Annotated in this window: 8 protein-coding genes; 4 read left to right on the forward strand and 4 right to left on the reverse strand. The window is 74.3% G+C overall.

Annotated elements, in window-relative coordinates; translation table 11 throughout:
- Positions 1–831, reverse strand: an 831-nt coding sequence (locus tag FGW31_RS16490) for a LysR family transcriptional regulator (protein ID WP_185907433.1), incomplete at its 3' end; no start/stop codon positions are given.
- A 105-nt stretch (positions 832–936) separates the two neighbouring features.
- Between FGW31_RS16490 and FGW31_RS16495 the strand changes: the two genes are divergently transcribed.
- Both FGW31_RS16495 and FGW31_RS16500 read left to right on the forward strand, forming a co-directional pair.
- Complete coding sequence (locus FGW31_RS16495) at positions 937–1,896, forward strand: serine hydrolase (protein ID WP_142194194.1); 960 nt, start codon at positions 937–939, stop codon at positions 1,894–1,896.
- A 93-nt stretch (positions 1,897–1,989) separates the two neighbouring features.
- Positions 1,990–3,081: an MBL fold metallo-hydrolase gene (locus tag FGW31_RS16500; RefSeq protein WP_142194195.1), complete on the forward strand. Its 1,092-nt coding sequence runs from the start codon at positions 1,990–1,992 to the stop codon at positions 3,079–3,081.
- On the opposite strand, the gene FGW31_RS16505 is transcribed toward FGW31_RS16500, so the two are convergent.
- From FGW31_RS16505 to FGW31_RS16515, 3 genes are all read right to left on the reverse strand, one after another.
- On the reverse strand, positions 3,074–4,429 hold the full coding sequence (locus FGW31_RS16505) for a DUF5933 domain-containing protein (protein WP_373303349.1): 1,356 nt from the start codon (positions 4,427–4,429) through the stop codon (positions 3,074–3,076). The genes FGW31_RS16500 and FGW31_RS16505 overlap by 8 nt on opposite strands.
- An 869-nt stretch (positions 4,430–5,298) precedes the next feature.
- A complete protein-coding gene (locus FGW31_RS16510; RefSeq protein ID WP_142194196.1) occupies positions 5,299–6,615 on the reverse strand; it encodes a type III PLP-dependent enzyme domain-containing protein in 1,317 nt (438 codons plus the stop codon).
- Positions 6,616–6,830: 215 nt separating this feature from the next.
- Positions 6,831–8,501 (reverse strand): PucR family transcriptional regulator, encoded by a 1,671-nt coding sequence (locus FGW31_RS16515; RefSeq protein WP_142194197.1) that lies wholly within the window; start codon positions 8,499–8,501, stop codon positions 6,831–6,833.
- Positions 8,502–8,901: 400 nt separating this feature from the next.
- Here FGW31_RS16515 and FGW31_RS16520 point away from each other — a divergent pair, with 400 nt between their 5' ends.
- Together FGW31_RS16520 and FGW31_RS16525 are read left to right on the forward strand one after the other, a co-directional pair.
- Positions 8,902–11,958, forward strand: coding sequence for an FG-GAP-like repeat-containing protein (locus tag FGW31_RS16520; RefSeq protein ID WP_142194198.1), 3,057 nt, complete (start codon positions 8,902–8,904; stop codon positions 11,956–11,958).
- 192 nt (positions 11,959–12,150) lie between these two features.
- Positions 12,151–13,467, forward strand: a complete 1,317-nt coding sequence (locus tag FGW31_RS16525; RefSeq protein WP_142194199.1) for a COG1361 family protein — start codon at positions 12,151–12,153, stop codon at positions 13,465–13,467.
- Positions 13,468–13,489 lie beyond the last annotated feature (22 nt).

A 13,489-nucleotide genomic window follows, 5' to 3' on the forward strand; every position in this document is an offset into this window, starting at 1 on the left:
GGTGCGGCCGGTGGGCCAGGCGCCGCCGATGTGCAGGGTGAGCGGGCGCTCGGCCAGCGGGCGCCAGGCGACGCGGGGCTCCTTGCGGGCCAACGGTCCCTGGTCGAAGGCGACTCCGTGGCCGGCGGTCACGAAGGCGAGCAGGAACTCGGGGTTGGAGGCGTGCCGGACGCGGCCGGGTACGAAGCCCGCGGCGCGGCACACGTCGAGGATCCGGTCGTACCAGCCGGGGGCGTGCGCTCTCGGGAAGAGCACCAGGTCGTGGCCCGAGAGTTCACCGAGCGTCACCTCCGGCAGCCGGGCCAGCGGCGAGGTGCGGGGCAGGACGACGCCCAGGTCGAGCGGGACGCCGGGGCCGAGGCACAGGTCGGTGGCGTCGACGGGGTGGTGGACGACGCCGACGTCCAGGCCTCCGGAGGACAGCAGCCGCAGCTGTTCCCCGGTGGTGACCTCCTGGAGGTCGACGGAGAGTCCCGGGGCGTGTTCGGCGCAGGCGGCGAGCAGCGCGGACAGCACGGCGGCCGTGGTGTCGGGCGGTACTCCGGCACGGAGGGTGCCGAGGCCGCCGGCGGCGGCGCGGCGGGCCAGCGCACGCAGCCTTTCCTCCCGGGCGAGGAGTTCGTGGGCCTCCTCCAGCAGTGCCGTCCCGGCGGCGCTCAGCCGGACGCCGCGGCCCGAGCGGTCGAACAGCTCCGCGCCGAGTTCCTTCTCCAGTCTGCGTATCGCCTGGCTGAGCGGCGGCTGTGCCATGCCGAGCCGCTCGGCGGCCCGGCTGAAGTGCAGCTCGTCGGCCACGGTGACGAAGAGACGCAGGTGGCGCAAGAGATCCACAGCCGGGATCGTACGTGAGGCGTCGGCGGGCGGGGGCCCTGCGGGTGGCGTGGCGGGACAGGCCCGCGATCATGTGGGGAGGGGCGTCGAGGTCGAGGGGGAACGGTGGTCGAGGAACGGATCCGGCAGGTCTTCGCCGGTGCGGGTGCCGAGGGCCGGCTGCACGCCGTTCCCGTGCGCGTGGACACGGAGGGCGCCCGGGGTGCGGAGGGCACCGGGGGTGCGGAGGGCGCCGGGGGTGCGGAGCCGGACGGCCGGGAGGTCGCCGTGGACGCCGACACTCCCGTCGTGATCGCCTCGATCTTCAAGGTGCTGCTGGCGCTGGAGTTCGCCCGGCAGGCCGTCGCCGGCCAGCTCGACCCGCGGGAACGGGTGCGGGTGACCGCGGCCGACCGGCTCGGCGGCTGGGGCACCGCCGGCTGTCTGGACGACGTCGAGCTGTCGCTGCGCGACCTGGCCCACTTCGCGATGTCGGTCAGCGACAACACGGCGGCCGACCTGCTGCTGGCCCGGGTCGGCCTGGACACCGTGCAGTTGCTCGCGCGGGAACTCGGACTGGAGCGGACCCGGATCGTGGGCGGCCCGCGCGACCTGCTGGAGTCGATGCTCGCGGAGGTCGGGGTGCGGGACGAGCGGGAGTTCGCCGCCCGCTACCCGGCCCTGCCCGACGACCGCAAGAGACGGCTGGCCGTGCTGGACCCGCGCCACACCACGGCGAGCACACCGCGCGACATCACCCGGCTGCTGCGGCTCGTCTGGACCGACCGCGCCGGCCCGCCGGAGGCGTGCGCGCTCGTCCGGGATCTGATGCACCGGCAGGTGTTCCGGCACCGGCTGGTGTCGGGCTTCCCGGACGACGTCACCGTCGCGGCCAAGACCGGCACGCTGCCGGGGCTGCACATGGAGGCGGGCGTCGTCCGCTACCCCGACGGCGCGCACTACGCGATCGCCGTCTTCGCCCGCACCCGGGACCTGGCCGCCTCCCGTCCCACGGTGGACGCCGCGATCGGCCGGGCCGCCGGGATGGCGGTCGGCCACCTCCGCGCGGACGGCGAGGGCCGGTGACGGCCGCTGACCCGGCCACATATGCGTTCACGTATGCGCGGGGTCGAACGACGGTCTTGGACAGGGCAGTTGGCGTTCTGTTCTGCTGACGCCATGCCTCAGGACAGACGTGTCACCCACGGTTCCACCGCACCCTCCGACCGCCGCTTCGACCGTCGTACGGTGCTGCGCGGCGCCGCGCTCGGCGCGGCCGCCCCGCTCGTCCCGGCGACCGCCGTCGCCGCCGCCGCGACCGGCGGCACCGATGTGACGGCCTCCACCGCTTCGGCCGGCGGCAGCGGCCGGGGACGTGGTGCGGCCGCCGGTTCGGTGTCGTTCCGCTGGCTCGGCACCGCCGGCTGGCGTGTCGACGTGGGTGACCGGACCGTGCTCTTCGATCCGTACCTCACCCGCTTCCCCACCGGGCTGTTCGCGGGGGCCTTCGATCCGCGGACGCCATTGCGGAGCCGGCCGGAAGCCGTGGACCCGCACATCGGCAGCCCCGAACTCGTCCTGGTCAGCCACTCGCACTGGGACCACCTCGCCGACGTGCCGCACATCGCCAGGACCACCGGCGCCCGCGTCGTCGGCACCGAGACCACCTACCACCTGCTGGTCGCCCTCGGAGTCGACGCGGGACAGATTTCCGTGGTGAAGGGCGGCGAGGTGCTGGACTTCGGCGGGATCGTCGTCGAGGTCGTACCGAGTCTGCACAGCCGCAACAAGAAGTGCGCCTACTTCGCCCCGGGCACGCTGAACGCCCCGCCCGCGACGGCCCCGAGCACCATCTCCGACCTGCCCGAGGGCGACACCCTCGCCTTCCAGGTGACGGCCGGGGCGGACGGGCCCTCGGCGTTCCTGATGGGAGCCAGCGACTTCTCCGAGCGTGCCGTACAGGGCCTGCGCCCCGACCTCGCGATGGTCGCCGTGCCCGCCGCCACGGCCACCCACCGCTATGTGCCCCGCCTGCTGCGCGCGCTGGACCACCCCGCGGTGACCGTCCCCGTCCACTGGGACAACTTCGAGGTGCCGCTGGACGGCTCCCCCGAGCGGGATCCGGCGATGGACCTGGACGGGTTCGTCACCCAGGTCGCGCAGGTGTCGCCGACCACGCGGATCGTCGTCCCGGACTACCGCACGGTGTACGACGCCGACATGCGCTCCACGGGGAGCGGGAGCGGTCGGGGTGGCGGGCTGTTCAGATGAGTTCGGGGTGCCGCTGCGGCTCGGGCGACGGGGCGGTTCTCGGTTCCCACGAGGCGGTGAGGCGTACGTAGGCGTGGATGACGGAGAGCATCGCAAGCAGGAGCAGCGGTCCGGCGATCCACGGGTGCTCGGCCATCGTCGACGGCAGGAAGCGGTAGGCGGCCAGGAGCGCGGCGAAGACCGCGGCGCCGTGAGCGACCAGACGGAGGCCGGAGCGGTCCCAGCCGTGGTCGTAGGTGCGCAGGGCCGCCTCGACCGTGAGGACGAAGACCACGCCGGCTATGAGGTCCGCGCCGTAGTGGTAGCCGAAGCCGAGCGTGGCGCAGAGCGTGGCGATCAGCCAGAACGTTCCTGCGTGGCGGAGCAGCCGCGGTGCCGTGCGGGAGTGGAGGAAGATCGCGGTGGCCCAGGCGGTGTGCAGGCTGGGCATGCAGTTGCGCGGGGTGATCTCGTCGAACGGCATCGGGTGCGGGGTGGTGAGCGGCGGGGGCGTCCGCGGCCACAGTTCCGCCGCGGCCCAGGGCGCGCTGGGCGGTGTCTGGGGCGCCCACAGGCTGACCGACGCCCAGTACTCGGTGCCGGTGCCGTAGGCGAACAGCGGTCCGACCACCGGGTAGACCATGTAGACGGCCGGTCCGAGCAGGCCGATCACGAGGAAGGTGCGCACCAGGTGGTGGGCCGGGAAGCGGCGTTCGGCCGCCACGTTGCGCAGTTGGTACAGGGCGACGACGACCGCGGCCACCGCGAGCTGGCCGTAGACGATGTCGAGGAAGTTGAAGCCGATCGGGCCGGTGGCCGTCACCAGCCGGCCCATCAGCCACGACGGGTTGCCGAGCGCCTGGTCGGCGGTCGCCACGTACTGGTCGAGCACGGCCGGGCGGGTCGTGGAGGTGAGGAGCAGCCAGGTGTCGCCGGTCTTGCGGCCGGCCACCAGCAGCAGGCCCAGTCCGACGCCCTTCAGCAGCAGGACGCGTTCCCGGCCGGTGCGGCGGGTGACGGCGAGGACGGCGCAGCCCACGAGGACCCACAGGGCGCCGTTCCCGAAGGGGTGGCCGTCGGTCGGCTGCGCGTCGGCCAGCCGGCGGACCACCCAGAGGGCGATGTCGACGGCCACCGCGGCGCCCAGCGCGGCGAACCGCTGCCGCCAGGTGAGCACCACCGCCATCAGCGCTAGGCCGGCGTAGAGCAGGGGGCCCGACTTGGGCGCGAACACCAGCTCGCGCGCCTGCGTGGTGAGAGGGCCCGGGAGGCCGTAGCGGCGCGCGGTGAACTCCAGCGCGAGGAGGAAACCGAGGGCCACGACGCCCGCCACGGCCCAGAGCGCCGCCGCTCGGGGCCGGCGCCGCACGGCGGGCGGGGCGGTGCCGTCCGCTCGCGGGAAGAGCTGCGCTGCTGTACGTCTCAAGGTTCTGCCGCTTTGCTTTAGTTGGTCATGTCAAGGTGGGTGTCGTTCGTCGTCCCCTCCGGCCGGACGGTCCTCGTCCCCGTGAGGAGCGCCCCGCCGGAGCAAGACGGAAGGATGACGGTCGGGGTTCCGGTGCCTGTCCCACCCGTTACGGGGCGGTGTCACACGCTCCGGCCAGGCCCCGTAAGCGGCCCCGGGGCGCGGCCGCCCGCCCTGCGGCGCGGCGGAGTTCCCCCCGGTCCTCGCACACCGCGCCCTCCCCCTGGTCCACCCCTGTACGCCCCCGTGCCCCCGATGGGCCCCCGGACGGGCCCCGCAGCGCGGCACTCCGCGGTCGACGGCCGGTGCCGCCGGGCCCGACGCCGAGCGAAGCATGGCGAAACTGCGCAGGTCAAGAGAGTTGCGTGGACGTGAACGCGGTGGCGCGGCGGTGGTGGCCGCGGGCGCCCGCGCGCGGATGGCCGCCCCGCCCTCCCCGTGCGGGTGCCGGAAGGGCCCCGGACCGGTGGCCCGGGGCCGACGTGCGGTCAGCGGGTCTGCGCCCACACCGCCAGCAGACCCACCGCGGCCGTGCCCGCCCCGTAGCACGCGCCCCGGAGGAACTGGTCGGCCGCGATGCGCCGGCGTCGTAAGAGCCACCGCCCGACCTCGCAGGTCACCCTGCCGCAGCGCGCCCCGGTGCGGGACAACCGGCGTCCGAGGGCGCCCCGACGGCGCGGGACACCCGTCTTCTCCGAGGAGCACCCTGACCGGGCGCACCGTACTTTCATCGTGGATCGCACCTGCCTTCCTCAGTTGGTGTGGAGCGGGGTTCAGAGACCGCCGGCCAGGACGGGGGCCGGGTGGGCGGACCGGGCGGGGCGCAGCGGCTCGAAGGTGACGCTGCCGTCGGCGGCGACGCGGGCACCGTGGACGGCGGGTTCCGGCAGGCTGTTGTAGTGGAACGGCGTCGAGAAGTAGTAGGCGCCGGTGTCGGGTACGACGACGAGGTCACCGACGTCGAGGAGGGGCAGCGCGCGCTCGCGTGCCAGCAGGTCGCCGGCGAAGCAGCACGGCCCCGCGATGTCCTGCGGCACGGGCCGGCCCTGCTTGGCCCGGCCGAGGTGGTCGTGCGCCTCGATCCGCAGCGGCCACGCGTCGGGCGCGAACACCGTCCGCGTCGCGACCTGCGCGCCGGCGTGGGTGATGGCGATGGGGCGCCCGCCGACGGTCTTGGTGTACTCGACGTACGCGGCCATGAAGCCGTTCTTCGCCAGCACGGAACGGCCGAACTCGGTGACGATCTCGTACGCGCCCGAGAACAGGGCCGGTGCGTGCTCGCGCAGGTGCGCCACGTACGTGTCGAAGCCGGGCGTCGTCTCGTCACTGTCGAAGTTGACCGGCAGCCCGCCGCCGATGTCGATGCCGGTGACCTGGCGGCGGCCGACGTGGGCGTTGACCTCCTCGGCGAACTCCACCGCCTTCGCGACGCCCCGGGCGATCAGGTCCAGCGGGCAGCCCTGCGAACCGACGTGCGTGTGCACCCAGGTGAGCCAGGGACGCTCGCGGTAGGCATCGAGCAGTCGCTGCCGGTTGCCCTCGTCCTCCAGCGGAACACCGAACTTGGAGGTCGCGGTGGCCGTGCTCATGGCGCCGATGGAGCCGGCGCCGACCTGCGGGTTGACGCGCACGCCGAGCCGTGAGGCGGACGGTCCGGCCGCCAGTATCGCGTCCAGCCGGGCCAGTTCCTGGAAGCTGTCCGCGTTCACCGCGACGCCGAGGCTCAGGGCGCGGGTCAGTTCGGCCCGGGTCTTGGCCGGGGAGTCGAAGACGATCTGCTCGGGTGCGAAGCCCGCCTCGAGCGCCTGGTCGAGCTCGCCGGCGCTGGCGACCTCGCAGCCCATGCCGAGCCGGCGCAGCTCCGCGAGCACCGGGACCAGGCAGTTCGCCTTGGCCGCGAACGCGTGCAGCGTGCGGAGGGAGGCGGGGAACGCCCGGTGCAGGGACGTGACGGTCGCCTCGACGCCGTCGAGGTCGACGAAGCCGGCCAGCAGCGCCGTCCCGGGCTCCAGGAGTCCCTGCTGCACGGCCGCCCGCAGGATCTGTTCGCGCCGTCCGGCCGTGTGGGTGCCGGAAACCGTCGTCGTCATGGTGTGCCCTTCCCGAGCGGAGGTCTCACCGCCCACGTCTGCCGTGGGCGGAGCACCAGAGTCCCGTCGCGCGGGTGCGGGTGTCTTCGTCGGGAGTGCCGGTCCTGCGGGGTCCGGTTCTCACCGGACGGCGAAGCGGCGGGCGCGGCACGGCCGCCGTCGTGCCCGGACACGAGGAAGCCGCCCTTCCTTCGTGCCGGCGCCCACCGCGCGCCTCATCCCTCCCGTTTCCGCCCGTCCCGGTCGAGGAGGCGCAGTTGCAGGTGGGCGAGGAGCCGGGCGTCGGGGTTGGCGAGGTCGAGGCCGGACACCTCGGTGAGGCGGCTGACACGGTGCCGCAGGCTGTTCGCGTGGACGCCCAACTCCCGTGCCGTGTCCGGGACATGGCCGAAGTGGTCGAGGTACGCGCGCAGCGTCTGCACCAGGGTGCCACCGCCGTTGCGGGCGTCGTGCGCGACCAGGCGGGCCAGCGGTGTCCCGGGCGCCGGGTCCGGTCCCGGCAGGGCGTCCAGCAGGGCGTCGAGCATCTGGTGGAGGGCGATCGTCTCCGCCAGCTCGCTCGCGAAGGCGACGGTGCGGGTCTCCGACGGCGACAGCAGGGCCCTCAGTGCCAGGTCGGCGGAGCGGCGGGACTCGTGCGAGGCCGCCAGGGTGTCGGCGACCGTGCCGAGGCCGATCCTCGTCTCCGGTCCGAACACGTCGGCCACCTGCCGGACCAGGGACCGGCCCAGCCGCCCGACCTGGTCGACGGCCCGCTCCAGGTCCTGGTGCAGTCCGCCGACCAGGACCAGGGCCCCCTGGTCGGCCGGCACCACCACCGGCACCAGGTCGTCCACGCCGCAGCGGACCGCCAGCAGCGCGCACAGCCGCCCGTTCTCCTCCCCCTTGCCGGAGGTTCCGGGTCGCACCGCCAGGACGGCGCAGTGCCCGTGCGTGGGAATCCCGGTGCGTTCGGCGAGGACGTCGGCGGATCCGCGTCCGTCGAGCAGCGACCGCGCCGCGTCCTCGACCAGGCGGGCGTGAGCACGGTGCGAACGGTGGTGGAGCAGGTGCCCGGCGGCCACCCGCGCCGCCGACCGCAGGGTGTCGGAGGCGTGCGGCGGCAGATCGCCACCGCCGGCGGCCGCCACCCAGATCGACCCCAGGATCTCCCCGCCCGCCCGCACGGCGACCACGAGACGTTCGGGGTTCTCGCCGTGCGCGGGCCGGTGGATGACGTCGCCCGAGCCCCACAGCGCCCGGAAGAACCCGGCCTCCCGCATCGCCGCCACGCGCCACGGGGGCACCCGGCGGCCGAGGATCGTCAGCCGGCGCAGCTCGTCCACGTCCTCCGCGGTCGACGAGTACGCCAGCACCCGGGACTCCACGTCCTCGATGGTGACGGCGCCGCCGACCAGCACCGCCACCGCGTCGGCCAGCCCGTTCAGATCGCCCGGCGCCACGGCCGCCACGGCCGGGTCGGCGGGAACGCCGGACAGCACAAGCCCGGCCCGCAGCGCGCCGACCAGTTCGGTCCAGCCGCACCACGCCGTCCGGAACAGCACCGCCGTACCGGCGTCCTCGGCGGCCGTCCGCAGCGCGTCCGGCGCCCGGCCGTTCCTGCCCGGCCCGAAGACCACCGCGGCCGCCCCGGCACCGGCGGCGTGGCGCACCACGTCGACGGCGGCGGCCGACTGCGGGTCGACGCCCACCGCCAACAGCACCTGCCCGCGCGGCTGTCCGGGCTCCAGCGGGTCGAGGACCGTGACCCCCTCCACCGCGGTGGTCAGGCCGCGCGGCGTGGTGAACGGTTCCAGCACCCCCGCTCCCATGACCGACAGCAGTCTCTCCAGCGTCGGTCCCGCCCCGCCGGGATCCCCCTGCCCGGCCGTTCCGTCCGGCACCATCCGGCCCCCCTAGAGTCGGTGCGTCGCGTGACGCTGAGTGTAGGGCGAGTCACAGGGACGGATGGCGCGGGCGGACGAACCGCTCCCGGCCCGCCACCCCCGCCGTCCTGCCCGCCCAGAACCAACCTGCCTGTCCTGCCCGACCCGGACCGGCCTGCCTGTCCTGCCCGACCTGCCTGTCCTGCCCGTCCTGCCTGTCCCGCCCGACCCGGACCGGCCTGCCCGACCTGTCCGTCCTGCCTGTCCTGCCCGTCATGGGCGCGCCAACTGTTAGGATCCGGCCACTCACCTGGGGGGTGTCCGAAACGTCAGGGGTGCCGTGGGGTCCGCGCCCCTCGGCCCGACGGCGTGCGCAGCAACCTCTCCCAGCCTTCCCCTACCGTCGCCGGAGAGGTCCTGCATGGGCAGACGCGCGTTCGTACGAGGCGCCACCGCCGCCGCTGTTTCCCTCACACTCGCCGTCGGCCTCGGCCCGTTGACGGCCGGCGCCGCGCACGGCGCGACAGCCTCCGCGGAGGTGGTGGTCCCGGCCACCACGTCCCTGCTGCCCGGGACGAGCCTGCTGAGCGCGGGCCCGTCGGGCTTCCTGCGGCACGAGCCGGGGCACGGCCTGCTGTGGACCGGACACGACGGCACCGACACGGTGGTCGACGCGTCCGCCGGGGACCCGTACGGCATCACGGCCACCGGCGCCGGATCGGACGTCGTCGCCCGCCACGACGCCTCCGCCCGGACCGTGACGCTGCGGAACATGGCGTCCGGCGAGGTGGACACGGTCCCGCTGCCCGAGGGCCACGCGTACTTCAGCACCCTCGGCTCCACGGTCGTCACGACCGCCGGCACCCCGGGCACCGACTCCGTGTGGCACCTGCTGGACCTCCGGGACGACGGCTCCGTGGCCGACCGCACGGTGGCGGGCGTCCCCTCCGGCACCTACCTGTGGTCCTCCACACCGCTGGGCGACGCCCGCGGGCAGGTCGTGCGGTACCGCAAGGGCGACGACATGGTCACCGCCTGGCTCGACGTCGCGCAGGGCCGGCTGACGACCCTGCCGTACGAGGTGCAGTCGTGGTACTACCTCGTCGCGCTCACCCCCACCCACCTGGTGTGGTGGTACAACGGCACGCTCCACGTCGCCTCCCGCCAGAACCTGGACGCGCCGCCGCGGACCCTGCCCGTCGCCGACGTCGGGCAGGTGCTGGGCATGGTCGGCGACACGGTCCTCGTCAGCCGCTACGACTCCTCCCTGGGCCGCTACGACATCGGCCTGCCCGCCTGGCGGGTCGACGCCGTGCCACTGGACGGCTCCGCGCCGCGGACGCTGCTGGCCAGGACGTCGCGGCAGGCCGTGCCCACGGTGGACGGCGGACTGCTGGTGCCGGGCGGCGCGGACCCCGGCCAGTGGGGTGTCCACCTGGTCGAGGCGGCCGCGGGCGGCGGCGTCACCGTGCGCCGCGTCGCGGACGCCCACCCCCGCAAGGTCGTGCACCCGGTCTCCCAACTGTCCTTGGATCAGGGCCGGTTGACCACCGTGGAGGAGAACCCGGTGAGCCAGTGGGACCATCTGCACACGCGGGACAACGGCGTCGCCGGGTCCCCGACGGTGGGCGCCCGCACCGATCGCGGCCGCGTCGCGCCGGAGAGCCACGGCGCGAACCGCCTGCGCGTCCTCGACACCGGTGACGGCCGGACCGTCGTCTCCGGCCACGGCACCTCCGCCGCCGAGCAGCCGCGTCTCCTCGGCCCGTCCCAGTCGCTGCCCGGCACCCGGATCGACAGCTCCCGCGTCTACGCCTACGCGGCCGCCGCCCACGGCCGTTTCGCCGCCCTGACCAGGCCGTACGACAGCAACGGCGTGGCCGAGACCCGGGTCGTGGACCTCGACACCGGGCGCACGGTGCACACCACGACGGACACCGTCCGCGCCCTGTGGGGCACCACCCTGTGGGTGATGTCCGGCAACGACACCGTGGTCCCCGTCGACCTGGTGACCGGGCAGCGCGGCGAGCCCGTGTGGTTCGGACGCGGCTGTCTGCTCGACGACTTCCAGGCGGTCGGCCGGTGGCTGCTGTGGACGTGCGTGCTCAACTCGGAGGGCCAGGGCGTCTACGACACCGTCACCAAGCGGAACGTGACGCTCGTGTCGGGGTCCGGCGGGGAGCGGGCGAAGCTCGGTGACGGCTTCGTCGCGACCGTCGAGTCCGGCCGGCTGAAGGTGATCGACGTGCGCGGCGGGACGCCCGTGGCGCACACGGCCGGCGCGTTCGAGTGGAACTCCTGGGACGTCGACCCGTACACCGGCGTCATCGCCCAGCTCCGCTCCGACCACTCCGTCCGCCTGACGCCCAGCGGTGTGCCGGTCTCCGCCCTCGCCCAGCGCGACGCCACCGTCGCCGCCTCGGTGGACGTCAAGGGCGGCACCGTCGCCTGGAACCCGAAGTGGTGGCTGAACAAGCCCGCCGCCTCCTGGAAGCTGACCGTCGCCGACAAGGCCGGCGGCGCGGTCGTCCGCACGCTGTCCGGCGGCACGGCGCGCGGTGTCATCGGCACGTCGTGGAACGGCAAGGACGGCTCCGGCCGGCTGGTGCGCAACGGCACCTACACCTGGACGCTGACCGCCACCCCCGCCGACGGGCAGGGCGCCGCGCTGACCAGGACGGGCACCGTCAGGGTCACCGGCGCGGCGGCCGCGCGGCGCGACTTCGTCGCCTCGGACGGCTTCGGCGAGATGCTGACGCTGAACGGCACGGGCGGTCTGACGTACCACTACGGAACGGGCAAGGGGACGTTCACCGGGAAGCGGTCGGGCTCCGGCTGGCCGACGACGATCAGGGCCGTGCCGTACGGCGACCTGAGCGGCGACCGGTGCAACGACGTGCTCGTACGGTTCAGCAGCGGCGCGCTGCGCGCCTACCGGCCCGGATGCGGCGCGGCACTCACGCCGTCGACGCCGTACACGTCGCTGGGCACCGGCTGGAACCAGTACGACGTCCTCACCTCACCGGGCGACCTCAGCGGCGACGGCCGGCCGGACCTGATCGCCCGCCAGGCCTCGACCGGCGACGTCTACCTCTACAAGGCGACGAGCACGGGCAAGCTGTCGGCACGGGTCAAGATCCGCTCGGCGTGGACGGGTTACAAGAAGGTCCTCGGCGCCGGCGACCTCAACGGCGACGGCCACGGCGACCTGCTCGCGCAGGACAGGTCGAACGAACTGTGGCGCTACGACGGCACGGCCTCGGGCCAGTTCAAGAGCCGGGTGAAGGTCTTCGCCGACTGGGGCGCCTCGTACAACGTGGTCGTGGGCGTGGGTGACATCACCGGTGACGGCAGGGCCGACATCGTCTCCCGCGACACCTCCGGCGCCGTGTGGCGCAACCACGGCAACGGCAAGGGCTCCTTCAGCGGCCGGACGAAGATCACCACCGGCTGGCAGGGGTACAAGGGCGTCTTCTGAGGCGGCTGCGCCACCGCCGCGCGGGCCCGGACGACACGTGCGTCCGGGCCCGTTGCCCGCTGCGGACCGGCCGGCACCGACACCGTCCGCGCGCGGCACAACCATCGGCCGGTTCCGGCCGTCCAACAGCGGAAACGATCACTCCCGTCGGCCGCCGCCGCGGAGTGGACTTGGTACAAACCGGGAGTTGCCATGAGAACCGCCACCGGCCGCAGCAGACGGACCGGCGCCTACGCGCTCGTCACGGCGGCGGTGCTGAGCGCCACCGCGCTCGGCACCACACCGGCCTCCGCCGCGAGCGACGCGCTGTGGGTCCAGTCGCCGGAGGGCGCGACGCTGTCCGTCACACCGGGCTCGTACCAGGAGCTGTCGTTCGGGCTGTACCACGACAACGGCGACTACCACGTCGCCAACGGCGTGCTCGGCCTCGACCTGTCGGAGCTGGCCGGCGTGGCCGAGGTGACGGTGCCGGACCACTGCTTCCTGAACGCCTCCGGCACCGCCGCCACGTGCGACATCTGGGAGGTCGGCGACATCGGCGGCAGCTACACCGGGCCGCAGGTCACCATCGGCCTGCGCACCCTGGAGGGCGCCCCGGCCGGTGCGGAGCTGAGCATCGGCCACCACGGTCAGGCGGAGACCGACGGTCCGGACGGAGTGCTGTACACCCACTGGGGCAGCACACCCGTCACCGTCGAGTCCGTGCCCACGCCGGACCTGGCGCTGACCGAGCCGCAGCCGGTGGGCCCGCTCAGCCCCGGCGACGCGCTGACCGCGCCCGTCACCGTCACCAACAACGGCGACGCGGCCGCGCACGGCTTCCGCCTCAAGCTGTGGACCACGTACGGCCTGGAGGCCGCCGCCACGCCCGCGGGCTGCGTGCGGACGCCGGCCGCCGTGGACGGCGGGGACATGCCGGTCGGGCTGCTGGACTGCACGGTCGACACGGTCGTGGAGCCCGGCGCCACCGTCACCCTGCCGGAGCCGCCGGCGCTCACCGTGGCGTCCCACGCCCTGTTCGAGCGGATCGACGTGAGCGTGCAGCCGCTCGACGGCACGCAGGAGCAGAACCAGGACGACAACTTCACCAGCACGTCGGTCACCGCGCACAACACGGCCGACTTCGCCGTCCAGGGCGACGAGGTCACCGGCGCGGCCGGGGAGACGGTCACCGCGACGATCGGGTTCCGCAACCGCGGTCCCGCCTGGTACGGCAACATCGGCAGCGGCGACGCCGTCGGCACCGTCACCGTGGCGGTGCCCGAGGGCGCCACGGTCGTCTCGGCGCCGGAGACCTGCCGGGCCGAGGGCACCGCCGCCTACCGCTGCGAACTCCCTTATTGGGCAACCCCGGACGACCGGATCCAGTTCCCCTTCGAGCTGCGCGTCGACCGGGTCGTACCGGACGCCACCGGCGCCGTCACGCTCCACACCTCGGACCGCCAGACGGCCCACGACCCGAAGCCGCACAACTCCCACGCCGTCCTGGCCCTCAACCCCACGGACTGACCGCCGACCACCACCGGTGCCC

Source organism: Streptomyces calvus (genome assembly GCF_006782915.1).
In the GTDB taxonomy this organism is placed as follows: domain Bacteria; phylum Actinomycetota; class Actinomycetes; order Streptomycetales; family Streptomycetaceae; genus Streptomyces; species Streptomyces calvus.

What these genes read in the sequence shown, in the direction of transcription:
- FGW31_RS16500 (WP_142194195.1), top strand. Translation starts at nt 1,990, where the DNA reads ATGCCTCAGGACAGACGTGTCACCCACGGTTCCACCGCACCCTCCGAC.
- FGW31_RS16510 (WP_142194196.1), bottom strand. Translation starts at nt 6,615, where the DNA reads ATGACGACGACGGTTTCCGGCACCCACACGGCCGGACGGCGCGAACAG.
- FGW31_RS16515 (WP_142194197.1), bottom strand. Translation starts at nt 8,501, where the DNA reads ATGGTGCCGGACGGAACGGCCGGGCAGGGGGATCCCGGCGGGGCGGGA.
- FGW31_RS16520 (WP_142194198.1), top strand. Translation starts at nt 8,902, where the DNA reads ATGGGCAGACGCGCGTTCGTACGAGGCGCCACCGCCGCCGCTGTTTCC.
- FGW31_RS16525 (WP_142194199.1), top strand. Translation starts at nt 12,151, where the DNA reads ATGAGAACCGCCACCGGCCGCAGCAGACGGACCGGCGCCTACGCGCTC.